Genomic DNA, 23757 nt, shown 5'->3' with positions numbered 1-23757 from the left:
TATGCCGAAGCATCGGGTCCACTAGCAGCACATTTTCCGGGAGTGCCTATTCTTCGTCGAGCTTGTACTTGCCCAGGTCCATTCCGAAGGTCAGCCCTTTTTCCTCCACGAGGTTCTCCAGCTCCGTCAGCGACTTCTTGCCGAAGTTGCGGAACTTCATCATGTCGGCCATGTCGAGCTGCACCAGGTCGCCGAGGGTTTTGATGTCGGCAGCCTTGAGGCAGTTGTAGGCGCGCACGCTCAGGTCCATATCCGCCAGCGGCGTCTTCAGCACCTTGCGCATGTGCAGCGTCTCCTCGTCCACGGTCTCCTCTTCCTCGGCTTTCACCGTCTCGAAGGTCATGGTGCTGTCGGAGAACAGCATGAAGTGCTGAATCAGGATGTTGGCCGCGCCCTTCAGCGCGTCCTCCGGGTGAATGGAACCGTCGGTGTGAATCTCAATCACGAGCTTCTCGTAGTCGGTCTTCTGCTCCACGCGGGTATTCTCGATGCTGTACTTCACGTTCTTGATCGGCGTGAAGATGGCATCGATGGCAATCTGCCCGAAAACCTGGTCGGCGGGCTTGTTTTCTTCAGCCGGAACGTAGCCGCGGCCTTTCTGAATCGTGAACTCAAACTCCAGCTCGGTGCTGGGGTCCACGTTGCAGATCACCAGCTCCGGGTTGAGCACCTGGAAGCCGTTGGTGAATTTGTTGATTTCGCCGGCCGAGAACGTGTTCTGCCCTTTGATGCGCACCGTGATTTTGTCCTCGATGGCATCGCTCACTTTCTTGAAACGAACCTGCTTCAGGTTCAGGATGATTTCGGACATATCCTCAATCACGCCTTCAATAGTCATGAACTCGTGCAGTACGCTGCTGGTGCGCACCGACGTAATGGCATAGCCCTCCAGCGACGACAGCAGGATGCGGCGCAGAGCGTTGCCGATCGTGACGCCGTAGCCTTTCTCCAGCGGTTTGAATTCAAACGTTCCGTAGAAGTCGTCGGATTTCTCCATCACTACCTTCTCCGGCATTTGAAAAGCTAAGATTGACATAAGTGGGGCGGTTTGTTAGATATGAGTAAAAGGTATCAGGTAAGAAGACGTCTGTTGAGGTCCTGATACCTAATACCCAATACCTGAATTCATTAAAAAGCGACGAAGCAAGGAAACGGCCCGGGCGTCCGGGCCGTTCCACAATTACTTCGAGTACAGCTCGACGATGAGCTGCTCCGTGATTTTCTCCGGAATCAGTTCACGCGAGGGGGCGCTGATGAATTTGCCCACCATGTCTTTGCCTTCCCACTCCAGCCACGAGAAAGCACGCGCGTTGCGGGCACTCAGGCTGGTGGTAATGGCTTCCAGCGACTTCGACTTCTCGCGAACGGCCACAATGTCGCCAGCGCGGAGTTTGTACGAAGCGATGTTCACAATCTCACCGTTCACCGTGATGTGCTTGTGCAACACCAGCTGACGGGCAGCACGGCGCGTCGGGGCGATGCCCAGACGGTACACCGTGTTGTCGAGACGCGACTCGAGCAGGGCCAGCAGGTTGTCGCCGGTGATGCCGGGCATCGTGGCCGCCTTGTGGAACAGGTTCTCGAATTGCTTTTCCAGGACGCCGTACATGTACTTCACTTTCTGCTTCTCCATCAGCTGGACAGCGTACTCGCTCTGCTTCTTCCGACGACCACGGCCGTGCTGGCCGGGGGGGTATGCTTTTTTGGTGAGTGCCTTGCTCGGGCCGAAAATCGGCTCATTGAAGCGACGGGCAATCTTGGTTTTAGGACCAGTATAACGTGCCATTTCGGGGATGTTGAGTGTTGAAGGGGTTGAACCAGGAGGCCGTGGTGCCGCGCTTCGCAGGGGTGAGAAGCAGCTGGCAACGCAGCCCGGATAGGCTCAATAAATCAAACGCGACGACGTTTGGGAGGACGGCAGCCATTGTGGGGCAGCGGCGTCACGTCCTTAATGGTCGTTACCTCAATACCCACGTTACCCAGCGTCCGGATAGCCGACTCGCGGCCAGCGCCCGGACCCTTCACGAATACTTCGGCTTTGCGCATGCCCAGGTCATGGGCTACTTTGCCGGCATCCGTCATAGCCATTTGAGCGGCGTAGGGGGTGTTCTTTTTGGAACCCCGGAAGCCCATCTTACCAGCCGAAGCCCAGGAAATAACCTGGCCATTGTTGTTGGTGATGGAGATGATGATGTTGTTGAAGGAGGCTTTGATGTGGACCTGACCTACTGGTTCAACAACGACAATGCGCTTCTTGGCTTTGTCTTTTCTTTTTTGTGCCATTTGGTTATCGCAAAAAACTGCGGAAGGTGTTGAAGCCCGCTCCAGCCGGAAGGCAGAGTCGGGCTTCGATTCCCGCTACAGATTATTTAGTAGCTTTTTTCTTACCGGCAACGGTCTTACGCTTGCCCTTACGGGTACGCGAGTTGTTCTTGGTGCGCTGACCACGAACCGGCAGACCTTTGCGGTGACGCAGACCCCGGTAGCAGCCGATGTCCATGAGACGCTTGATGTTGAGCTGAACCTCGGAGCGCAGGGCGCCTTCGGTTTTGTACTCATTGGTGATGACGCTACGGATTTCGCCGGCTTCTTCTTCCGTCCAGTCCTTCACCTTCTTGTTCAGGTCTACGCCTGCTTTCGTCAGGATCTGCTGGGCCGAAGTACGACCGATGCCAAAGATGTAGGTCAGCGCGATTTCACCGCGTTTGTTGTCTGGGATGTCTACCCCTGCAATACGAGCCATGTGTTGAGTTTGGGTTTTTAGGGAGTTAGGGTCTTGGGGACCAGGTTTCGGTTAGGACAGTTTTCCTTCAAAAACCTAGCCCTCAGGACCCGATAGTCCCCAACTTCCAATGGATTAGCCCTGACGCTGCTTATAGCGGGGGTTCTTCTTGTTGATAACGTAGAGCTTGCCTTTGCGGCGGATGATTTTGCAATCAACGCTACGCTTCTTTACGGACGCTTTGACTTTCATGTCGTCGGGTTATTTGTAACGGTACACAATTCGACCCTTCGACAAGTCGTAGGGCGACATTTCGAGTTTTACCTTATCTCCCGGCAGGATCTTGATGTAGTGCATCCGCATCTTACCCGAAATATGGGCAATCAGCTGGTGACCGTTTTCCAGCTCCACGCGGAACATGGCGTTGGATAAGGCTTCCAGGATAACACCGTCCTGCTCAATGGAAGTTTGTTTGGCCATAAGGCTACTGTAAGGCTTTTTCTATGTATTCGAAGGAGGTAAGAATTTCCGCCTTCTCTTTGCGAACAACAACAGTGTGCTCAAAGTGCGCCGAAGGTTTCAGATCCTTGGTCCGGATAGTCCAGCCATCCTTTTCCTGAATCACGTTCTTCGTACCCAGATTCACCATGGGCTCGATAGCCAGGGTGAGTCCGGTCTGGAGCTTGAGCCCGGCTCCCCGCTTGCCGTAGTTAGGAACCTCTGGCCGCTCGTGCAGCTTCCTGCCGATGCCGTGGCCCACCAACTCCCGAACTACGCCATACCCCAGTTTCTCAACGTGGTTCTGAATCGCGTAGCTGACGTCGCCCATCCGGTTACCCGCCACCGCCTGCTCGATTCCGAGATACAGCGACTTCTTGGTTTCCTCCAGCAGCTTGGTCACCTCGGGGGCCACCTCCCCTACCGGGTAAGTGTAGGCACTATCGGCGTGGTAACCATTGAGTAAAACCCCGCAGTCAATCGAAACGACATCCCCGCTTTTCAGCGTATAGTCGCCCGGGAAACCGTGCACCACGACCGAGTTGGGCGAAATGCAGAGGCTATACTCAAAACCGTTATATCCCTTGAACGAAGGCTCGCCGCCATGGTCCCGGATGAATTCCTCCGCGCGCTGATCCAGCGCCCGAGTAGTAACTCCCTCCCGAATCATTTTGGCTACTTCGCCGTGGGCCTGAGCCAGCACTTTCGCACTGGCTTTAATCAGGTCAATTTCTTCCTCGGTTTTGTAAAAAATCATTTTCTACGAAGCGAGGGCGATGTTCTGCGAACGACCCCGGGTTTTGCCGGTCTTCATCATACCGTCGTAATGACGCATGAGTAAGTAGCTTTTCACCTGGTTCATGGTATCCAGTACCACGCCCACCATGATGATGAGGGAAGTACCGCCGTAGAACTGAGCGAAAGGTCCGGTTACTCCGGCTACGGTAGCCAGAGCAGGCATTATGGCGATTACGGCCAAGGCCACGGCGCCGGGCAGAGTTATCCGCGTCAGTACCTCATCGATAAACTCCGACGTATCCCGACCTGGCTTTACACCGGGAATGAATCCACCGCTGCGCTTCAGGTCATCCGCAATCTGGTTAGGATTGACGCTGATCGCCGTGTAGAAATACGTGAAAATGATGATGAGCAGGCCGAATACCACGTTGTAGACCCAGTGATTAGGCTGGAACCATGTCCCGATCATCATGGCTGCGTCGCTGTTTTTGTTCCAGGCCGAGGCCGCAATAGCGGGCACAAACATCAGCGACTGAGCGAAGATAATCGGCATTACACCGGCTGCATTCACTTTCATCGGGATGTACTGGCGCTGGGAGCTGAGCGAAGCGGCTCCTCCGATCTGCTTGGCGTACTGTACCGGAATCTGCCGCACGGCTTGCGTGAGGATGATAACGGCCATCACAACAAGAAACAGCACGGCCATTTCAATCAGGAAAATCAGCGAGCCACGCATAGTGCGGGCCGTAGCTTCCCCAATCAGGGCACCGGGCAGACGAGATACAATACCGATCATGATCAGCATCGAAATACCATTGCCAATGCCCTTATCCGTAATCTTCTCACCCAACCACATGCAGAACAGCGTACCCGCCGTTACAATAATAGCCGTGGAGATTGTGAAGAATACGCCTGGATTTATGATAGCCTCCGCGTTGATAGTCGCAATAAAGCCGACTGATTGCAGGGCCACAATAGGAATCGTCAGGATGCGGGTGTACTGGTTGATCTTCTTCCGGCCGGACTCCCCTTCTTTCTGCAGCTTCTGGAAGTACGGCACTGCGATGGTCAGCAGCTGCAATACGATAGAGGCCGAGATATAGGGCATAATGCCCAACGCGAAGATGGAAGCATGGCTGAAAGCACCACCCAGCAGTGTATCCAAGATACCCAGAACGCCGGAAGCGCCCTGCTTGAGCCGCGTAGGATCAACGCCCGGCAGCACTACATAGGAGCCCAGCCGGTAAATGGCAATGAAAAAAAGCGTATTGAAGATCCGCGTACGCAGATCTTCAATCGCAAAAATATTCTTTATCTGTTCGATAAGTTTTTTCATTGCTTCGTAGGTGCTACAGCGTCACGGCTTTGCCACCGGCCTTCTCAATGGCTTCTACAGCCGACTTGGAGAAAGCGTGAGCGTGTACTTCCAGTGCCTTGGTGATTTCGCCACGGCCCAGAACCTTGATCTTGGCGCTTTTGGAAGCCAGACCAGCCGTTACAAAGAAAGCAGCATCCAGCGTAGTGGTGCCGTTATCAGTCAGAGCAGCCAGCACATCAATGTTGATGGCTTTGTACTCTACACGGTTGATGTTCTTGAAGCCAAACTTAGGCACCCGGCGCTGCAGAGGCATCTGACCGCCTTCGAAGCCCGACTTCTTGGAGTAACCCGAACGGGACTTGGCACCTTTGTGACCGCGCGTCGACGTGCCGCCGCGGCCGGAACCCGTACCCCGACCGATACGCTTGATGTTGCGAGTCGAGCCGGCGGCGGGTTGGAGATTGCTGAGATTCATTTTCGGGAGATTCCTAGAGTTCGGTTACTTCCAACAGGTGCTGAACGGCTTTGATCATGCCGACAACTGCGGGCGTACCCTCAACAGTTTTCGAGCTGTTCATCTTGCCGAGGCCCAGGGCCTGCACAGTGCGCTTCTGACGCTCGGGGCGGTCGATAACGCTTTTTACGAGTTTGATTTGGATCTGCGCCATCGTCTCTTAACCGTTAAAAACTTGAGCGAGGGTAATGCCGCGGGCCTGAGCAATCTGCATCGGGTCGCGCATTTTCAGCAGGGCATCGAAGGTCGCCTTTACCACGTTGTGGGGGTTCGACGAGCCTTTCGACTTGGCCAGTACGTCCTTGATACCGGCGCTTTCGAATACGGCGCGCATAGCACCGCCCGCAATTACACCCGTACCAGCGGCAGCCGGCTGAACCAGCACGAAACCACCCGAGTACTTACCTTCCATTACGTGGGGAACAGTGTGCTTATACAGCGGCACCTTCACCAGGTTCTTCTTCGCATCGTCAATGCCTTTGGCAATGGCGTCGGTTACCTCGTTGGCTTTGCCGAGGCCGTAGCCTACGGTGCCGTTACCGTCACCTACCACCACGATAGCCGAGAAGCTGAAGCGACGACCACCCTTCACCACTTTGGCAACGCGGTTGATAGCTACTACTTTCTCTTTCAGATCGGAGTCGCCGGTGCGCGAGTCGTTTTCTTTATTACGGTCGTTGCCGCCGCGACGGTCATTGCCACCACCACGACGGTCGTTGCCGCCGCGGTCGTTACCGCCACCACGAGGGCCGTTGTTGAATTCTGCCATGATGATGAATTAGAAATTGAGGCCGCCTTCGCGGGCTCCTTCTGCCAATGATTTTACGCGGCCGTGGTAGAGGTAACCGGAACGGTCAAATACCACTTTCGAAATTCCTTTTCCAGTAGCACGGGCGGCAAGCTCTTTGCCGACTGCGGCAGCGAGGGCGACTCCGTTGCCCCCTTCCACCGAAACGTGCTTCGAGGAAGCAGACGCCAGCGTGTGGCCGGTAGTGTCGTCAATAATCTGAGCATAAATGCCCGTATTGCTGCGGAACACCGACAAACGCGGACGCTCGGACGTGCCAGCCACCTTAGTGCGGATGATGCGCTGGATCCGTTTTCTTCTAGTTGCTTTATCGAAAGCCATGATGCGTTATTATTTCGAAGCCGTTTTACCAGCCTTACGACGAATCTGCTCACCCACGAAGCGCACACCTTTGCCTTTGTAAGGCTCCACTTTGCGCAACGAGCGAATCTTTGCAGCTACCTGGCCCAGCAACTGCTTATCGATGCTGGTGAGGGTAACGATGGGGTTTTTACCTTTCTCCGTCAGGGCGGTAGCCGTAACCTCAGCTGGCAGAGCCAAGAAGATGTTGTGCGAGTAGCCCAGGGAAAGCTCCAGCGTAGTACCAGCTATGGAGGCTTTGTAACCTACACCAACCAGCTCCAGCTTCTCCTCCAGTCCGTTGCTCACGCCGCTAACGGCGTTGTTGAGCAGGGAACGGTACAGGCCGTGCATGGCTTTGTGGCGCTTTTGCTCCGTGGGGCGGGTTACCACCAACTGGCCGTCTTCGGTGGCCACGGTGATGTCGCGGTCAACGGGAACCACCAGCGTGCCTTTCGGACCCTTTACGGTTACCTTGTTTTCGTTGCTCACTTCAATCTGCACGTTGTCGGGCAGGCTGATGGGCAGTTTACCAATGCGTGACATAGTTTCGTTTTCCTTTCAGATTAGTAAACGTAGCACAGCACTTCGCCGCCCACATTCTCGGCTTTCGCCTCCTTCTCCGTCATCACGCCCTTCGACGTGGAGAGAATGGCAATACCCAGGCCGCTGAGTACGCGGGGCATGTTGCCCACGTGTGCGTACTGACGCAGACCAGGCGTGCTCACGCGCTGCAGTTTCGTGATGGCCGGCACCTTCGTGGTGGGGTTGTACTTGAGGGCGATTTTAATCGTGCCCTGTACGGCGGCATCATCAAACCGGTAGCTCTGAATGTAGCCCTTCTTATAGAGCACCTTCGTAATCTCCTTTTTGATGTTGCTGGCCGGAATTTCCACCACCCGGTGGTTTGCCTTGATGGCATTGCGTACCCGGGTCAGGTAGTCGGCAATTGGATCTGTGTTCATTCGATTGTGAAAAGGCAGCGCCCATTTTTAGGGAGCCGCAAAGATATGAAAATTTCGCCGGCCCGGAAAGGGTCAGCGAAATTTTCGGTTAAGACTACTCGGCTCGACTTGTTAAGGCTCGGCCAATGGTTTCTTTCGGCAACCTGCCAAATTTTGCTCTAGTAGCGAGTAGTTTGTATTGAGTAGGAAGGCTAAGTGCAAGAAATCCTAAACGGACTACCGAACTTCAGCTAATTACTCAATACTAACTACTCTGTACTAGATCAACTTACCAGCTCGACTTGGTTACGCCGGGGATTTTGCCGGCGAGAGCCATTTCGCGGAAACGCACCCGGCTGATGCCGAACTTGCGCATATAACCACGAGGACGGCCATCGATTTTGTCGCGGTTGTGCAGACGTACGGGCGACGCATTGCGGGGCAGCTTGTCCAGACCTTCGTAGTCGCCGGCCTCTTTCAGGGCCTTGCGCTTCTCGGCGTAACGGGCAACGGTAGCGATACGCTTCCGTTCCCGTGCTTTCATGCTTTCCTTAGCCATTGTTTTGTTTCTTGGCGTTAGCGAACGGCATACCGAAGGCCTTGAGCAGCTCGTAGCTTTGCTCATCGTTTTCGGCGGTCGTCACGAAAGTGATGTCCATACCGGCAATAGCCTTGATCTTGTCGATCGAGATTTCCGGGAAAATGATTTGCTCTTTTACGCCCAGGGTATAGTTACCGCGGCCGTCGAAGCCCTTATCGTTGATGCCTTTGAAGTCACGTACGCGGGGCAGTGCTACCGTCAGCAGACGATCCAGGAATTCGTACATCTGAGCGCCACGCAGGGTTACGCGGGCTCCGATGGGCATACCTTCACGCAGTTTGAAGTTCGACACCGAACGCTTGGCGATGGTCGGAACGGCCTTCTGACCGGTAATGGTCGTCAGTTCGTCCACGCCATTGTCCACCAGCTTCTTATCGGCTACTGCCGATCCGATGCCGCGGTTGATGCAGATCTTGGTGATGCGCGGTACCTGCATGATGCTCTTGAACTGGAATTTCTCCTGGAGCGCGGGTACTACTTCTTTCTGATATTTTTCTTTGAGTCGAGCCATGGTCGGGAGCGGTTAGGCGTTGGCCGAGTCCACACGCTTCACGTTGCTCACGTGAATCGGGGCCTCGATCTTGGTGATGCCGCCCTGGGGGTTCTTCGCACTGGGTTTGTTGTGCTTGGTTGCCAGGTTCAGGCCTTCCACGATAACACGCTGCGTCGAACGGTTCACCGACTTAATGGTGCCGGTTTTACCCTTCTCGTCGCCGGCAATCACCAGAACGGTGTCACCGGTTTTCACGTGCAGTTTCGCGGGCGTTGCTTTGGTTTTCGTTGCCATTGCTTAGAGAACTTCAGGAGCCAGCGAAACGATCTTCATGAACTGGCGCTCGCGCAGCTCGCGGGCTACGGGGCCGAAGATGCGGGTACCGCGGGGCTCGTCGTTATTGTTGAGCAGTACGGCCGCGTTGTCATCGAACCGGATGTAAGAGCCGTCCTTACGACGAACTTCTTTCTTGGTGCGAACGACAACTGCTTTCGATACAGTGCCTTTTTTAGCGTTGCCGGAAGGAATAGCCGATTTGATGGCTACTACAATCTTGTCGCCTACGCTGGCGTATTTCTTGCCCGTGCCACCGAGGACACGAATGCAGAGAACTTCTTTGGCGCCGCTGTTATCAGCGACGGTCAGACGGGATTCTTGCTGTATCATCTTACTTGGCGCGTTCTACGATTTCTACCAATCTCCAGCGTTTGTTCTTGCTCAGCGGACGGGTGCTCATGATGCGAACCGTATCGCCTTCGCCGCACTCGTTGTTCTCGTCGTGGGCCATGAACTTGGTCGACTTGGAAACGAACTTGCCGTAGATAGGGTGCTTCATCTTGCTTTCCACAACTACCGTGATGGACTTGTCCATTTTGGAGGAGGAAACGCGGCCGATGATTTCTTTGCGCAGGTTCCGCTCAGTGGCGGCAGCAGCCTGCTGTTCTTCGTTGCTTGCCATCGTTAGTTAGCAGTGTTAGTAGCCTGCTCGTTCTCGCGACGCTTCAACTCGGTCAGCAGACGGGCGACATTTTTGCGGGCTTGCTTGAGACGGAGCGGGTTTTCCAGCGGCGAGATGGCGTGCGCGAAGCGCATGGTCTGGCCCGAGGTCTGCTCGGTCTTCAATTGATTTTTGAGGTCCTCCAGGGAGAGGTTACGGATTTCGGCGTTCTTCATCTTACTTGTTATCTACGTAGTCACGACGAACAACAAACGACGTCCGTACCGGCAGTTTCTGAGCGGCCAGACGCAGTGACTCCTGAGCCACTTCCAGCGTTACCCCATCCGATTCAAACATGATCGTGCCGGGCTTCACGCAGGCTACCCAGTACTCGGGCGAACCTTTACCCTTACCCATCCGCACTTCAGCAGGCTTCTTGGTAATGGGCTTGTCGGGGAAGATGCGGATCCAAACTTGACCTTCGCGTTTCATGGCGCGGGTCATGGCAATACGAGCTGCCTCAATCTGGCGAGCCGTAATCCAAGCCTGTTCCAGCGACTTGATAGCGAACGAACCGAAGTCGATGGAGCTGCCGCGATGGGCTAAGCCATGTATGCGACCCTTTTGCATCTTGCGATACTTGGTCCTTTTCGGTTGTAACATGAGTTATACTGTCTTAAAATTCGAGAGAAAGGGAGAGAACTAGCGGCGCGGTGCGCCACCGCCTCGGTTCTGACCACCTTGGCCACCGGCTCCACCGGGACCCCGGCGCTGACCACCACGGCTGTCGCCGCCCCGGTCACCACCACGGCTGTCACCGCCCCGGTCGTTCCGGTCGCGGCGCGGGCCACGCTCACTGCGTGGGCCACGGTCGTTGCGGCTGTCGCCACCCTGCGTGCCAGCGGGCTGCTGGTTAGGCGAGAGGTCCGGCTTGCCGAACACTTCGCCACGCATTACCCACACCTTGATGCCGATTTTGCCATACACCGTCTGGGCTTCCGAGAGGGCATAGTCAATGTCAGCCCGCAGCGTGTGCAGGGGAGTGCGGCCTTCTTTGTACTGCTCGGAACGAGCAATCTCAGCCCCACCCAAACGACCACCGCACTGGATCTTGATGCCTTCGGCACCAACACGCATAGCGGCCTGAATCGACATCTTCATGGCCCGACGGAAGGAGATACGAGCCTGGAGCTGCTGCGCAATGCTTTCGCCAACCAGTTTCGCGTCCAGCTCGGGGCGCTTAATCTCGAAGATATTGATCTGAACGTCCTTGCCGGTAATCTGCTTCAGTTCGTCCTTGATCTTGTCCACTTCGGCGCCGCCTTTGCCAATCACTACGCCCGGACGGGCCGTGTTGATGGTGATGGTCACGCGCTTGAGCGTGCGCTCAATCACGATGCGGCTGATGCCACCCTTCGGGATACGAGCGTTGATGTATTTGCGGATTTTCTCGTCCTCCACCAGTTTGTCGGCAAAGTCCTTGCCGCCGTACCAGTTCGAGTCCCATCCTTTAATGACGCCCAGACGGAAGCCAACCGGATTTACTTTCTGTCCCATAGTGCTTATGCGGTGGCTTCTGCCTTGGTTTCAGTTGATTTCTTCGAGCTCCGACGCGCGGCCTTGGGCTTGGCTTCGGCCGTAGCCTCGGTGCCTTTGGTCTCAGCAGCCTGCTTGGCGGCAGCTTTGCTGCCCAGCGGTTCTACTTTCGAGTCGATGATCAGCGTCACGTGGTTGCTCCGCTTGCGGATGCGGTGGCCACGACCCTGGGGGGCGGGGCGCAGACGCTTCAGCATGCGGCCTTCATCGACGAAAATCTCTTTGATGTAGAGGTTAGCATCCTCGATGCGCTCGTCCTCGTTCTTCTGCTGCCAGTTGGCCAGAGCCGACAGGAGCAGTTTCTCGATTTTAGGAGCACCCGAATTGGCCTCAAATTTCAGCAGGCCCAATGCCCGGGTCACTTTCTGACCGCGGACCAGGTTGGCCACCAAGCGCATTTTGCGCGGCGAGGTGGGCACGTTCCGGAGTTTAGCTACTGCTTCCATATTAGCGCTTGCCTTTATCTTTCTTGGCGATATGGCCGCGGAAGTTCCGGGTGGGGGCAAACTCACCGAGTTTGTGTCCTACCATGTTCTCCGTTACATACACCGGGATGAACTTATTGCCGTTGTGCACGGCGAAGGTGTGGCCAACGAAATCGGGCGAAATCATCGAGCGGCGAGACCAGGTCTTCACCACCGACTTTTTGCCGGACTCATCCATTGCCGTTACTTTCTTCTCGAGCCGGAAGTCAATGTACGGCCCTTTTTTTAGTGAACGTGCCATTGCTTACTTCTTGCCTTTACGGTTAACGATGAGCTGCTCGGAATACTTGTTCTTGTTCCGGGTCTTCTGACCTTTCGAGAAGATACCGTTACGGCTGCGTGGGTGACCACCCGACGACTTGCCTTCGCCACCACCCATTGGGTGATCCACTGGGTTCATAGCAACACCACGAACGCGCGGACGACGACCCAACCAACGGTTGCGGCCAGCCTTACCCAGGCGAACATTCATGTGGTCGCCATTGGAAACGGTGCCTACCGTGGCCATGCAGGTAACGAGTACCATGCGCATTTCACCGGAGGGCAGTTTCAGGGTGGCGTACTTGTCTTCGCGGGCTACCAGCTGCGCGTAGGTTCCGGCCGAGCGGGCCATTGCGGCACCATTACCGGGCATCAGCTCGATATTGTGCACAATGGTACCCAGGGGAATCTCGCGCAGGGGCAGGGCATTGCCAACTTCCGGCGCAACGCCCGAACCCGACACCACTTCGTTGCCTACCACCAGACCGGCGGGAGCAATGATGTAGCGCTTCTCACCATCGGCGTACTGCAGCAAAGCAATGCGCGCGGTGCGGTTCGGATCGTACTCAATCGTCTTCACCGTGGCAGGCACCGAAGCCTTGTCACGCTTGAAGTCGATGATCCGGTACTTGGCTTTATGTCCGCCGCCGATGTAGCGGTTAGACATTTTACCCGAATTGTTACGGCCACCGGAGTTTTTCATGGGTGCCAACAGCGACTTCTCCGGCGTCGACGACGTGATTTCGTCGAAGGCCGGGGCGATGCGGAAGCGCTGACCCGGTGATGTTGGTCTTAGTTTTTTGAGTGCCATTACTCTTGCTTAGGAAAAAATTCTTGGCGGGAAAGCAGGCTTACAAGCCGTTGTAGAAGTCGATGATATCGCCTTCCTTGACGGTCACGATGGCTTTTTTGCCATGCGGACGACGACCCGAAATGGAGCCGCCCTTCGTGAATTTGGATTTCACTTTGCCGATGGTGCGGATGGTGCTGATGCCCAGAACCGTCACGCCGTACAGCTGCTCAATCTCTTTCTTGATCTGAACCTTGTTGGCGTCGATAGCCACTTCAAAGGCGTACTGGCCTTTGTCGTTGAGGCCCGTAGCCTTTTCAGTTACGATGGGTTTCTTGAGAATGCTCATTACTCAGCAGTGGTATAGAGTTGTTCCAATGCACTCAACCCATCCTCCGACAGCAGCAGCGTGTCAGTGTTCAGCAGATCGTGCGTATTGAGGGCTACGGGGGTAGCCACGCTCACGCGCTGAATGTTGCGGGCCGAGAGAACCACGTTCTTGTCAACCGCGCCAGTTACGAGCAGGGTTTTCTTGCCGTTGTTCAGCTTCAGGCCAGCCAGAATGGCGGCGAATTCCTTGGTCTTTACGGCGGTCATGGCAATGTTTTCCACTACCGATACCTTGCCGTCTTTAGCCAGCGACGACAGAGCCGACAGGCGGGCCAGACGCTTGGTTTTCTTGTTGAGCTTGAAGCCGTAGTCGCGGGGCTGAGGACCGAAAATCCGGCCGCCACCTACGAACACACCCGACTTCATGGAGCCGGCGCGGGCGCCGCCCGTACCCTTCTGCTTCTTGAGCTTCTTGGTGGTGCCGTGCACTTCGTTGCGCTGCTTCGACTTGTGCGTGCCCTGGCGCTGGTTGGCCAGGTACTGCTTTACGTCGAGGTACATCACGTGCTCGTTCGGCTCGAGGCCGAAGATGGCGTCGGACAGGGTAACCTTACGGCCGGTGTCTTCGCCTTTGATGTTGATTACTGACAGTTCCATCTTACTAGGTTATTTTTCCAGGACCACGAAAGAGTTCTTGGCACCGGGAATTGAGCCGCTCACCACAATGAGGTTTTTGTCGGCTACAATGCGCATAACCTTCAGGTTCTGCACTTTCACCCGGTCGTTGCCCATGCGGCCACCCATGCGCATTCCTTTGAATACGCGCGAAGGCCACGAGCAGGCACCGATAGAACCGGGGTGACGACCACGGTTGTGCTGGCCGTGGGTCTGGCCACCAACACCGGCGAAGTTGTAACGCTTTACAACGCCCTGGAAACCTTTGCCTTTGGAAGTGCCCACTACGTCAACGAACTCACCTTCCTCGAAGAGGGACGTGTTGATTTCGCTGCCGGCGGTGAACTCACTTACTTCGTCCAGACGGAACTCAACGAGTTTGCGCTTGGGGGTGGTGCCGGCCTTTGCGAAGTGACCAGCCAGTGCTTTGGTGGTGTTCTTCGCTTTTTTCTCGCCGTAACCGAGTTGGATGGCCGAGTAGCCGTCCGTTTCGATGGTCTTAACCTGCGTCACTACGCACGGACCCGCTTCGATGAGCGTGCAGGGAATGTTCTTCCCGTCCGGAGTGAAGAGGCTTGTCATACCGATTTTTTTACCGATGATGCCAGGCATTCGATTGGGGTTTTAGAAAAAGACACACTTGAAAACGCCCGAGTGGCATTTTCGGAAATGGAGTGCAAAGCTAGGAAAATGTTCCGGTAATATCTAAGCCCCCTCTGAAATATTTTCAGAACCACGTAGTTAGCTATCAGAATTATAGGTCCATCTTCCCCCCTTTCCTGTCCTTCCACACCCGGCAAACCGCCGCCCGACATCAGAGCCTGCGGGACTTACGGCAATGCAAAACGCCCCACCAACTCCGGAGAGTTGGTGGGGCGTCAGGCTAATCAGCTAACGGAAACCGGTCCTCAGACTTTGATTTCTACGTCAACACCGCTCGGCAGCTCCAGCTTCATGAGGGCATCTACCGTCTTCGACGAAGTCGAATAGATATCCACCAAACGCTTGTAGGTGCACAGCTGGAATTGCTCCCGGCTCTTCTTGTTCACGTGGGGGGAACGGAGCACGGTGAATTTTTCCTTCTCAGTGGGCAGGGGAATAGGGCCGCTTACGATAGCGCCGGTAGCCTTCACCGCCTTCACAATCTTCTCCGACGATTTGTCCACCAAGTTGTGGTCGTAGGATTTGAGTTTGATGCGAATTTTCTGGTTCATGTCTAGTAATGAGAAAGCGGATTAGCGAATGGCGTTACCCTTTTGCTTGGCAATGATGGCTTCAGCCAGGTTGTTCGGCACCTGATCGTAGTGCGAGAACGTGAGGGAAGCCGAAGCCCGGCCCGACGAGATAGTACGCAGCGACGTAACGTAGCCGAAGAGCTCCGACAGCGGAACGTCAGCCTTGATTACGTTGGCACCACCTTTCGTGTCCATCCCTTTCATGATACCCCGACGACGGTTCAGGTCACCCGTTACCGAGCCGGTATACTCGTCCGGAGAAACTACCTCAACCGCCATGATAGGCTCGAGCAGTTTCGGACCAGCTTGCTTACCAGCTTCGCGGAAACCACCACGGGCGGCGAGTTCGAACGACAGGGCGTCCGAGTCAACGTCGTGGAAGGAACCGTAGAACAGGCGTACGCGCATCCCCTCGATGGGGAAGCCCGCCAGCGGACCATTCTTCATGGCTTCTTCGAAACCTTTCTGAACCGGCGCAATGAATTCGCGAGGAATAACACCACCCGTGATGTCATTCACGAACTCCAGACCGGGTTTCTCCGGATCGGTCAGTTTCGGACCGAGTTCGAATACGATGTCACCGAATTTACCACGGCCACCCGTCTGCTTCTTGTACGTCTCGCGGTGCTCAACAGTCTTGGTGAGAATCTCCTTGTAGGCCACCATCGGGGCACCCTGGTTGATTTCCACTTTGAACTCCCGGCGCATCCGGTCGATGATGATTTCGAGGTGAAGCTCACCCATACCTTTCAGTACAGTCTGGCCCGTCTCGGGGTCCGTCTGCACCACCAGGGTGGGGTCTTCTTCCACGAGTTTGGCAATAGCCATACCCATCTTGTCCACGTCAGCCTGGGTCTTCGGCTCGATAGCGTAACCGATTACGGGCTCAGGGAACGACATAGATTCCAGAACGAGGCGGGACTTCTCATCGGTGAGGGTATCACCGGTTTTGATGTCCTTGAAACCTACACCAGCAGCAATGTCGCCGGCCTGGATACGCTCGATGGGGTTTTGCTTGTTGGAGTGCATCTGCATGAGGCGCGAGATACGCTCCTTCTTGTTCGTGCGGTTGTTGTGCACGTACGAACCAGCGTCGAGCTGACCGCTGTAGCAGCGGAAGAAGCATAGACGGCCCACGAAGGGGTCAGTAGCAATTTTAAACGCCAGAGCGGTGAAGGGCTCGTCGTTATCGGGATGACGCTCTACTTCCTCCTCCGTGTCGGGGTTGGTACCGATGATGGCGGGCATGTCCAGGGGCGAAGGCAGGTAGGCCATTACGCCGTCCAGCATCGACTGTACACCTTTGTTCTTGAAGGCCGAGCCGCACATTACGGGCGAGAACTTCATGTCGATAACCGCCTGGCGGATCACAACCATCATTTCCTCGCGGGTAATGGAGTCTGGGTCATCGAAGAATTTCTCCAGCAGGGCATCGTCATACTCGGCAACGCTTTCCACCAGCTTCTGGCGCCACTCGGCTACAGTCTCCACCAGATCCTCGGGAACCGGGATTTCGTGGTAGGCTTTGCCTTGGGTAGCGTCGTCCCACACGATGGCTTTGCCAGTCAGCAGGTCAACTACGCCTTTGAAGGTATCTTCAGCGCCAATCGGAATCTGGAGCGGCACGGGGTTAGCACCCAGCTTGTCCTTGATTTCGTTAACGGCTTTGAAGAAGTCAGCACCGGCGCGGTCCATCTTGTTGACGAAGCAGATGCGGGGCACTTTGTACTTGTCAGCCTGACGCCATACGGTTTCCGACTGGGGCTCCACGCCGGATACGGCGCAGAACAGGGCCACGGCACCGTCGAGCACGCGCAACGAGCGCTCCACCTCTACGGTGAAGTCTACGTGGCCGGGCGTGTCAATCAGGTTGATTTTGTACTGCTTGGTTTCGTCCGTCGGGTCGCCGTTGGCGTCCGTGGGGTAGTTCCAGAAGGTCGTAGTAGCGGCCGAGGTAATGGTGATACCGCGCTCCTGCTCCTGCTCCATCCAGTCCATCGTGGCGGCACCTTCGTGCACTTCCCCGATTTTGTGGGTCTTACCGGTATAGTAGAGAATGCGCTCCGACGTGGTGGTTTTACCAGCGTCGATGTGCGCCATAATCCCAATGTTCCGGAGGTATTGCAGATTCTTATTTACAGCCATTGGTTCAATGAGTGAATGAGTGAATTGGTGAATGAGTGAGACGGACGAATAATTCCCGAAGAGGAACTTTCGCTCATTCACTCATCCGCTCATTCACTGCTTAGAAACGGAAGTGCGAGAAGGCCTTGTTGGCTTCGGCCATCCGGTGCGTGTCGTCCTTTTTCTTCACGGCGGCACCTTCCCCTTTAGCGGCGGCAATGATTTCGCCGGCCAGCTTGTCCTTCATGGTTTTCTCACCACGACGACGAGCGTACTGAATCAGCCACTTCGAGCCAACGGCGATACGACGGTCGGGACGAACTTCGATCGGCACCTGGAAGGTAGCACCACCTACGCGGCGGCTCTTTACTTCTACGGTCGGCATCACGTTGTTCAGGGCTTTGCGCCACATCTCCACGCCGCTCTCCTTGGTGCGCTGCTCAACTAGTTCGCAGGCATCGTAGAAAATGGTGTAGGCCAGGTTTTTCTTCCCGTCATACATCATGTAGTTGACGAACCGGGTTACCAGCGTCTCCTTGTACTTGGGGTCGGGCAGGAGGATGCGCTTCTTTGGTTTTGACTTTCTCATGGAGGTAGAATTGAGTTGAGGTAGCGGGCCAGTGGGATAAGAACCATGTGCTATCCAGCACTTCGCACTACCTCACTCGGCTTCAATTACTTTTTCTTCTTAGCGGGAGCACCTTTGCCGGCAGCGGCTGCCTGGCCGGGCTTCGGACGCTTGGCACCGTACTTCGAACGACGCTGGGTACGGCCGTTTACACCGGCAGTATCGAGGGCACCGCGGATGATGTGGTAACGCACGCCGGGCAAGTCTTTCACCCGACCACCACGAATCAGCACGATGCTGTGCTCCTGCAGGTTGTGGCCTTCACCGGGAATGTAGGCGTTTACTTCTTTGCCGTTGGTGAGGCGCACGCGGGCTACCTTACGCATAGCCGAGTTCGGCTTCTTAGGCGTGGTGGTGTACACACGGGTGCAAACGCCACGGCGCTGCGGGCACGAATCCAGGGCCGGCGACTTCGACTTGGTCGTCAGCTTCTCGCGGCCTTTTCGTACTAACTGGTTGATAGTAGGCATTTACGGAATGTTTTGTCAAGGAGGGTTCTCTCCCAAAAATTAGGCTTGCAAAGGTAGAAAAGATGTGGGCAAATAGCAAACCGGTTGAGATAGTTTGTTTTAGACCTCGCCCGAGGTAACTCCCAGCCCTTTCAGACAGCAACAGCGGCACTCTCCCACCGGGAAAATGCCGCTGCCATTACATCATGATGCTGGGGTAAGCCTACGCCTCTCCCATCGTACCGCCGAAGCCCATCGGATAAGCCGGGGTATCCTGCTGGGGCTTGATGTTGCCGTGGGCCTGCTCGAACCGCTCGATGTTCTCGGCCAGCGCCGCCTGCAGACGCTTGGCGTGTTCGGGCGTGAGGATGATACGGGACTTCACCTTGGCTTTGGGCAGACCTGGCATCAGCCGGATAAAGTCAATCACGAACTCGCTGCTGCTATGGGCAATCATGGCCAGGTTGGCGTACTCGCCCTCGGCAATTTCTTCCGACAGCTCAATGTTGATGGCGTTCGGGTCTTGCGGCTGGGCCGCGTCGGTGTTCTGGGGTTCGGTGGGTTGGTTCATAGGAGAGAAGACGTAAAAGGGGGACTCACCGTTGTTTGCGGCAGGAATCAAAGCTACCAAAAAAGAAAAAGCCGACTGGATTGCTCCGGTCGGCTTTTCCATTTAATCACTTTCGCAGATTACTCTGCCGAAACTTCACGCTTGGCACGCGAAGCGCGCTTGACGGGAGTAGCGGCTTCCTCGGCCTTAGCCGCCTGAGCGGCTTCCATCTCCTCTTTCGAACCTACCACCTGACGCGTGTATTCGCGCAGGCCGGTACCGGCCGGAATGAGGTGACCAACGATTACGTTCTCCTTGAGGCCCAGCAGTTCGTCGGCCTTGCCACGGATGGCGGCTTCCGACAGCACCTTGGTCGTCTCCTGGAAGGAAGCGGCCGAGATGAACGACTGGGTGCCCAACGAAGCTTGGGTGATACCCTGGAGGGTCGGACGCGAAACCGAAGGCTGGGCGTCGCGCACTTCCACCAGCTGCAGGTCGCGGCGGCGCAGGCTGCTGTTCTCGTCGCGCAGGCGACGAGCCGTTACAATCTGGCCGGGCTTCAGGTTGCTGGAATCCCCGGCGTTGGTGACCACCTTCATGTCGATGATGGTATCGTTCTCTTCCATGAAGATAATCTTGTCGATTACCTGATGTTCGAGGAACGACGTGTCACCAGCGTCGAGAATCACCACCTTCTGCATCATCTGGCGAACAACCACCTCGATGTGCTTATCGTTGATTTTCACACCCTGCAAGCGGTACACTTCCTGAATCTCGTTCACGAGGTACTCCTGCACGGCACCGGGGCCCTGAATGCTCAGGATATCGGAAGGCGTGATGGCCCCATCCGACAGCGGCGAGCCGGCGCGGATGAAGTCGTTGTCCTGCACCAGAATGTGCTTGGACAGCGGCACCATGTACTTCTTCTTGACGCCGTCTTTCGACTCCACGAAGATTTCCCGGTTACCACGCTTCACGGTACCGTAGGTTACCACGCCGTCGATTTCGGCCACTACGGCCGGGTTCGAGGGGTTCCGGGCTTCAAAGAGCTCCGTCACGCGGGGCAGACCACCGGTAATGTCGCGGGTTTTGCCCACGGCACGCGGAATCTTGGCCAGAATCTGACCAGCCTTGATTTTTTCGCCGTTCTCCACGTTCAGGTGGGAGCCCACGGGGATGCTGTAGTTCTTCGCACCTTCCATGTCGCCCTTCTTGCCGGGACGCACGATGATGGCCGGGTTCTGGTCCTTGGCCTTCGATTCGATAATCACTTTCTCGCGGTGACCGGTCTGTTCGTCCGACTCCTCGCGGTAGGTGATGCCTTCGGTGATGGCGTCGTACTGAATGGTACCATCAAACTCGGCCAGAATAACGGCGTTGTAGGGGTCCCAGTTGTTCAGTTCGTCGCCCTTCTCTACTTCCTGACCCTCTTTCACGAGCAGGAAGGAGCCGTACGGCACGTGGTTCGAAATGTATACCTTGCCGGTGCCTTTCTCCACGATACGTACCTCGCCCGAGCGACCCATTACCACGTTCACCGGCTCGCCATCGGCGTTGGCGGTTTCCACGGTCCGGATGTCTTCGAACTCGATAACGCCCGCGAATTTGGCGCGGATGCTGGCTTCTACGGCAATGTTGGAGGCCGTACCACCTACGTGGAAGGTACGCAGCGTGAGCTGGGTACCCGGCTCGCCGATGGACTGAGCAGCAATTACGCCAACAGCTTCCCCTTTCTGGACCATGCGGCCCGACGACAGGTTCCGGCCGTAGCACTTGGCGCAGATACCACGCTTGCTTTCGCAGGTCAGTACCGAGCGGATTTCCACCGACTCGATGCTCGTGTTATCAATGCGGCGGGTTACTTCCTCCGTGATTTCGTCACCGGCCGTCAGGATAACTTCCTCCGTAAGCGGATCGATGATATCGTGAACGGCTACGCGACCCAGGATCCGCTCGGCCAGGGGCTCCACGATGTCCTCGTTGTCTTTCAGAGCGAAGGTTTCGATACCGCGCAGCGTGCCGCAGTCGGGCTCGTTCACGATAACGTCCTGCGATACGTCTACCAGACGACGGGTCAGGTAGCCGGCGTCAGCCGTTTTCAGGGCGGTATCGGCCAGACCTTTCCGGGCACCGTGGGTCGAGATGAAGTACTCGATAACGTCCAGGCCTTCTTTGAAGTTGGACAGAATCGGGTTTTCGATAATCTCGCCAACCGAACCCTGGAGCGACTTCTGCGGTTTGGCCATCAGACCCCGCATACCACCGAGCTGACGGATCTGCTCGCGCGAACCGCGGGCTCCGGAGTGCATCATCATGTAAATCGAGTTGAAGCCCTGGTTCTCCTTTTCGAGGCGACCCATGAGGGTTTCAGTGATTTGGTTGTTGATGCGGGTCCAGATGTCGATAACCTGGTTGTAACGCTCGTTGTCGGTAATCAGACCCATCTGGTAGTTCTGGGTTACCGCCTTCACGTCGTTCTGCGCCTGCAGTACCAGCTCATCCTTCTCCTTCGGAATCTGGATGTCGCCCAGACCCATCGACAGACCACCTTTGTAAGCCGACTGGAAGCCCAGCGTCTTGATGTCGTCGAGGAACTGCGCGGTGCGGGCCATGCCGGTGCGCTTGAAGACCATCGAAATGATCTGCTGGAGCTTCTTCTTGGTGAGCAGCTCATCCACGAAGCCTACCTCGGCGGGTACGAGCTGGTTGAACAGCACGCGGCCAGCCACAGTCTCCACAATCTTCGTCACGAGGTTATCGTCCTCGTCGCGAATCTGGGTGCGCACCTTGATGTAGGCGTGCTTGGAGAGGCGGTTTTCGTTGATGGCAATCACTACTTCCTCATCGGAGTAGAACACCATGCCTTCGCCCTGAATCGTTTCCTCGGGCGTGGTACGCTTGCCCTTGGTTACGTAGTACAGGCCCAGAACCATGTCCTGCGACGGTACCGCGATGGGCGCGCCGTTGGCCGGGTTCAGGATGTTATGCGAGGCCAGCATGAGCATGGAGGCTTCCAGGATAGCGGCCGGCCCGAGGGGCACGTGCACAGCCATCTGGTCACCGTCAAAGTCAGCGTTGAAGGCCGTACAAACGAGGGGGTGCAGCTGGATAGCCTTGCCCTCGATGAGGCGGGGCTGGAACGCCTGGATACCCAGACGGTGCAGCGTAGGAGCCCGGTTCAGGAGCACGGGGTGGCCTTTCAGCACGTTTTCCAGGATGTCCCAGACAACGGCGTCCTTGCGGTCCACGATTTTCTTGGCCGACTTCACCGTTTTCACGATGCCGCGCTCGATGAGCTTGCGGATGATGAACGGCTTGAACAGCTCGGCGGCCATGTTCTTGGGCAGACCGCACTCGTGCAGCTTCAGCTCGGGGCCTACAACGATAACCGAACGACCGGAGTAGTCGACCCGCTTACCGAGCAGGTTCTGACGGAAGCGCCCCTGCTTGCCTTTCAGCATGTCGGACAGCGACTTCAGGGCGCGGTTGCCTTCGGCGCGCACGGCATTCACCTTGCGCGAGTTGTCGAAGAGCGAGTCTACAGCTTCCTGCAGCATGCGCTTCTCGTTGCGCAGAATCACTTCGGGCGCCTTGATTTCGATCAGGCGCTTGAGGCGGTTGTTACGGATGATCACGCGACGGTACAGGTCGTTCAGGTCGGACGTGGCGAAACGGCCACCGTCGAGCGGAACGAGGGGGCGCAGCTCCGGCGGAATCACGGGCACCATGCGGATAACCATCCACTCGGGCTTGTTCTCCACGCGGGTAGCAGCGTCACGGAAAGCTTCCACTACGCGCAGCCGCTTCAGGGCCTCGGCCTTGCGCTGCTGCGACGTTTCGTGGGCGGCGGAATCCCGCAGCGAGTAGCTCAGCTCATCGAGGTTGATGCGCTCGAGCAGCATTTGCAGCGCCTCGGCACCCATCCGGGCAATGAACTTGTTCGGGTCGTCGTTCGGCAGCATCTGGTTCTCCCGGGGGAGCTTGTCGATGATGTCGAGGTATTCGTCCTCGGTCAGGAAGTCGAGTTGCTGCACGCCTTCCTCAGCCAGAACGCCCGGCTGCACTACGGCGTAGCGCTCGTAGTAAATGATTTGGTCAAGCTTCTTGGTGGGCAGGCCCAGCAGGTAGCCGATTTTATTGGGCAGGGACTTGAAGTACCAGATGTGCGCTACGGGCACCACCAGTTCGATGTGGCCCATGCGCTCCCGGCGAACTTTCTTCTCGGTCACCTCCACGCCGCACCGGTCGCAGATGATGCCCTTGTAGCGGATGCGCTTGTATTTGCCGCAGTGGCATTCCCAGTCCTTCACGGGACCGAAAATCCGCTCACAGAACAGACCGCCCATCTCGGGCTTGTAGGTGCGGTAGTTGATCGTCTCGGGTTTTACTACTTCCCCGTTCGACCGCTCCAGAATGGATTCGGGCGAGGCCAGCGAAATGGTAACTTTCGAGAAGTCCTGTACCAGTTTCTTGTTTTTTGCAAACGCCATGTAGGGTAGCTGTTGTTAGCTGGTGGCTTTTTTCTGTCCGTTGGTTCTGCCTGCCTTAAGACGGGTCAGAAAGAACGTAACAGTTCGACTCTGCGAAAAGTGCTCTGCGGGTCGGATAGGTACGCCGCGCAGTAGGTCTTCGCCAGGTCTGGTAATCGGGCAGCTCAGCATGCTGAGCGGGGTAGCAGCTTCCACTAGCGGGTTTTTGCCGTTCGGACCATATCTCGGAACG

33 protein-coding genes and 1 pseudogene are annotated in these 23757 nt (G+C 56.2%); all 34 read right to left on the bottom strand.

What is annotated here, in order from left to right; translation table 11 throughout:
• Positions 1-46 precede the first annotated feature (46 nt).
• The 34 genes and pseudogenes from KLP40_RS16590 to rpoC all read right to left on the bottom strand — a co-directional run bounded on the left by KLP40_RS16590 (position 47) and on the right by rpoC (position 23525).
• Positions 47-1036 carry a DNA-directed RNA polymerase subunit alpha gene (locus KLP40_RS16590; protein WP_215594945.1) on the bottom strand — a complete coding sequence of 330 codons (990 nt, stop codon included), beginning with the start codon at positions 1034-1036 and terminating at the stop codon, positions 47-49.
• Positions 1037-1180: 144 nt separating this feature from the next.
• Positions 1181-1786 (bottom strand): 30S ribosomal protein S4, encoded by a 606-nt coding sequence (gene rpsD / locus KLP40_RS16585; protein ID WP_215594944.1) that lies wholly within the window; start codon positions 1784-1786, stop codon positions 1181-1183.
• A 104-nt stretch (positions 1787-1890) separates the two neighbouring features.
• Positions 1891-2283: a 30S ribosomal protein S11 gene (gene rpsK, locus KLP40_RS16580; RefSeq protein WP_215594943.1), complete on the bottom strand. Its 393-nt coding sequence runs from the start codon at positions 2281-2283 to the stop codon at positions 1891-1893.
• 82 nt (positions 2284-2365) lie between these two features.
• Positions 2366-2743, bottom strand: a complete 378-nt coding sequence (rpsM, locus tag KLP40_RS16575; protein WP_215594942.1) for a 30S ribosomal protein S13 — start codon at positions 2741-2743, stop codon at positions 2366-2368.
• Positions 2744-2857: 114 nt separating this feature from the next.
• A complete protein-coding gene (gene rpmJ, locus KLP40_RS16570) occupies positions 2858-2974 on the bottom strand; it encodes a 50S ribosomal protein L36 (RefSeq protein WP_045688470.1) in 117 nt (38 codons plus the stop codon).
• Between the two features lie 9 nt (positions 2975-2983).
• Positions 2984-3202: a translation initiation factor IF-1 gene (gene infA / locus KLP40_RS16565; RefSeq protein ID WP_022822146.1), complete on the bottom strand. Its 219-nt coding sequence runs from the start codon at positions 3200-3202 to the stop codon at positions 2984-2986.
• A 4-nt stretch (positions 3203-3206) separates the two neighbouring features.
• Entirely contained in the window at positions 3207-3977 is a 771-nt protein-coding gene (gene map, locus KLP40_RS16560) for a type I methionyl aminopeptidase (protein ID WP_215594941.1), read from the bottom strand.
• Between the two features lie 3 nt (positions 3978-3980).
• Positions 3981-5294: a preprotein translocase subunit SecY gene (gene secY, locus KLP40_RS16555; protein WP_215594940.1), complete on the bottom strand. Its 1314-nt coding sequence runs from the start codon at positions 5292-5294 to the stop codon at positions 3981-3983.
• A gap of 13 nt (positions 5295-5307) precedes the next feature.
• Positions 5308-5751: a 50S ribosomal protein L15 gene (gene rplO / locus KLP40_RS16550; RefSeq protein WP_215594939.1), complete on the bottom strand. Its 444-nt coding sequence runs from the start codon at positions 5749-5751 to the stop codon at positions 5308-5310.
• 13 nt (positions 5752-5764) lie between these two features.
• The gene (gene rpmD / locus KLP40_RS16545) at positions 5765-5944 is read right to left on the bottom strand and encodes a 50S ribosomal protein L30 (protein ID WP_215594938.1); all 180 of its coding nucleotides are present in this window, start codon (positions 5942-5944) and stop codon (positions 5765-5767) included.
• 6 nt (positions 5945-5950) lie between these two features.
• Positions 5951-6559 (bottom strand): 30S ribosomal protein S5, encoded by a 609-nt coding sequence (gene rpsE / locus KLP40_RS16540; RefSeq protein WP_246558942.1) that lies wholly within the window; start codon positions 6557-6559, stop codon positions 5951-5953.
• A gap of 9 nt (positions 6560-6568) precedes the next feature.
• Positions 6569-6919, bottom strand: coding sequence for a 50S ribosomal protein L18 (gene rplR / locus KLP40_RS16535; RefSeq protein ID WP_044003239.1), 351 nt, complete (start codon positions 6917-6919; stop codon positions 6569-6571).
• A 9-nt stretch (positions 6920-6928) separates the two neighbouring features.
• Positions 6929-7483 carry a 50S ribosomal protein L6 gene (gene rplF, locus KLP40_RS16530; RefSeq protein WP_215594937.1) on the bottom strand — a complete coding sequence of 185 codons (555 nt, stop codon included), beginning with the start codon at positions 7481-7483 and terminating at the stop codon, positions 6929-6931.
• Between the two features lie 20 nt (positions 7484-7503).
• A complete protein-coding gene (gene rpsH / locus KLP40_RS16525) occupies positions 7504-7902 on the bottom strand; it encodes a 30S ribosomal protein S8 (protein ID WP_119653822.1) in 399 nt (132 codons plus the stop codon).
• Between the two features lie 268 nt (positions 7903-8170).
• On the bottom strand, positions 8171-8440 hold the full coding sequence (gene rpsN / locus KLP40_RS16520; RefSeq protein ID WP_088462455.1) for a 30S ribosomal protein S14: 270 nt from the start codon (positions 8438-8440) through the stop codon (positions 8171-8173).
• Positions 8433-8993 (bottom strand): 50S ribosomal protein L5, encoded by a 561-nt coding sequence (gene rplE, locus KLP40_RS16515; RefSeq protein ID WP_215594936.1) that lies wholly within the window; start codon positions 8991-8993, stop codon positions 8433-8435. Before rplE ends, rpsN begins: the two co-directional genes overlap by 8 nt.
• 27 nt (positions 8994-9020) lie before the next feature.
• A pseudogene (gene rplX, locus KLP40_RS16510) lies at positions 9021-9269 on the bottom strand (50S ribosomal protein L24); the annotation flags it as partial.
• A gap of 3 nt (positions 9270-9272) precedes the next feature.
• Entirely contained in the window at positions 9273-9641 is a 369-nt protein-coding gene (gene rplN, locus KLP40_RS16505) for a 50S ribosomal protein L14 (RefSeq protein ID WP_046246583.1), read from the bottom strand.
• 1 nt (position 9642) lies between these two features.
• Positions 9643-9933 carry a 30S ribosomal protein S17 gene (gene rpsQ / locus KLP40_RS16500; RefSeq protein ID WP_215594934.1) on the bottom strand — a complete coding sequence of 97 codons (291 nt, stop codon included), beginning with the start codon at positions 9931-9933 and terminating at the stop codon, positions 9643-9645.
• A gap of 2 nt (positions 9934-9935) precedes the next feature.
• Positions 9936-10148 carry a 50S ribosomal protein L29 gene (gene rpmC / locus KLP40_RS16495; protein WP_215594933.1) on the bottom strand — a complete coding sequence of 71 codons (213 nt, stop codon included), beginning with the start codon at positions 10146-10148 and terminating at the stop codon, positions 9936-9938.
• A gap of 1 nt (position 10149) precedes the next feature.
• Complete coding sequence (gene rplP, locus KLP40_RS16490) at positions 10150-10575, bottom strand: 50S ribosomal protein L16 (protein WP_088462461.1); 426 nt, start codon at positions 10573-10575, stop codon at positions 10150-10152.
• A 39-nt stretch (positions 10576-10614) separates the two neighbouring features.
• A complete protein-coding gene (rpsC, locus tag KLP40_RS16485; RefSeq protein WP_215594932.1) occupies positions 10615-11469 on the bottom strand; it encodes a 30S ribosomal protein S3 in 855 nt (284 codons plus the stop codon).
• 5 nt (positions 11470-11474) lie between these two features.
• Entirely contained in the window at positions 11475-11954 is a 480-nt protein-coding gene (gene rplV / locus KLP40_RS16480) for a 50S ribosomal protein L22 (protein WP_088462463.1), read from the bottom strand.
• A gap of 1 nt (position 11955) precedes the next feature.
• Positions 11956-12234 carry a 30S ribosomal protein S19 gene (gene rpsS / locus KLP40_RS16475; protein ID WP_044003251.1) on the bottom strand — a complete coding sequence of 93 codons (279 nt, stop codon included), beginning with the start codon at positions 12232-12234 and terminating at the stop codon, positions 11956-11958.
• A 3-nt stretch (positions 12235-12237) separates the two neighbouring features.
• A complete protein-coding gene (gene rplB / locus KLP40_RS16470; protein WP_215594931.1) occupies positions 12238-13065 on the bottom strand; it encodes a 50S ribosomal protein L2 in 828 nt (275 codons plus the stop codon).
• A gap of 40 nt (positions 13066-13105) precedes the next feature.
• A complete protein-coding gene (rplW, locus tag KLP40_RS16465) occupies positions 13106-13393 on the bottom strand; it encodes a 50S ribosomal protein L23 (RefSeq protein ID WP_215594930.1) in 288 nt (95 codons plus the stop codon).
• Positions 13393-14031 (bottom strand): 50S ribosomal protein L4, encoded by a 639-nt coding sequence (gene rplD, locus KLP40_RS16460; protein ID WP_215594929.1) that lies wholly within the window; start codon positions 14029-14031, stop codon positions 13393-13395. Before rplD ends, rplW begins: the two co-directional genes overlap by 1 nt.
• Before the next feature lie 9 nt (positions 14032-14040).
• Positions 14041-14661, bottom strand: a complete 621-nt coding sequence (gene rplC, locus KLP40_RS16455; protein ID WP_215594928.1) for a 50S ribosomal protein L3 — start codon at positions 14659-14661, stop codon at positions 14041-14043.
• Between the two features lie 296 nt (positions 14662-14957).
• The gene (gene rpsJ / locus KLP40_RS16450; protein WP_059072165.1) at positions 14958-15263 is read right to left on the bottom strand and encodes a 30S ribosomal protein S10; all 306 of its coding nucleotides are present in this window, start codon (positions 15261-15263) and stop codon (positions 14958-14960) included.
• 21 nt (positions 15264-15284) lie between these two features.
• Positions 15285-17429 carry an elongation factor G gene (fusA, locus tag KLP40_RS16445; protein ID WP_215594927.1) on the bottom strand — a complete coding sequence of 715 codons (2145 nt, stop codon included), beginning with the start codon at positions 17427-17429 and terminating at the stop codon, positions 15285-15287.
• Positions 17430-17529: 100 nt separating this feature from the next.
• On the bottom strand, positions 17530-17997 hold the full coding sequence (gene rpsG, locus KLP40_RS16440; protein ID WP_073281277.1) for a 30S ribosomal protein S7: 468 nt from the start codon (positions 17995-17997) through the stop codon (positions 17530-17532).
• Between the two features lie 86 nt (positions 17998-18083).
• Complete coding sequence (rpsL, locus tag KLP40_RS16435; RefSeq protein ID WP_019946178.1) at positions 18084-18506, bottom strand: 30S ribosomal protein S12; 423 nt, start codon at positions 18504-18506, stop codon at positions 18084-18086.
• 202 nt (positions 18507-18708) lie between these two features.
• The gene (locus tag KLP40_RS16430) at positions 18709-19056 is read right to left on the bottom strand and encodes a DUF3467 domain-containing protein (RefSeq protein WP_215594926.1); all 348 of its coding nucleotides are present in this window, start codon (positions 19054-19056) and stop codon (positions 18709-18711) included.
• A gap of 119 nt (positions 19057-19175) precedes the next feature.
• Positions 19176-23525, bottom strand: coding sequence for a DNA-directed RNA polymerase subunit beta' (gene rpoC / locus KLP40_RS16425; RefSeq protein WP_215594925.1), 4350 nt, complete (start codon positions 23523-23525; stop codon positions 19176-19178).
• Positions 23526-23757: the final 232 nt, after the last annotated feature.

This window comes from Hymenobacter piscis, from assembly GCF_018760735.1.
In the GTDB taxonomy this organism is placed as follows: domain Bacteria; phylum Bacteroidota; class Bacteroidia; order Cytophagales; family Hymenobacteraceae; genus Hymenobacter; species Hymenobacter piscis.
Note: the sequence above shows the minus strand (reverse complement) of the source record. Positions and strands in the feature narration are given on the sequence as shown.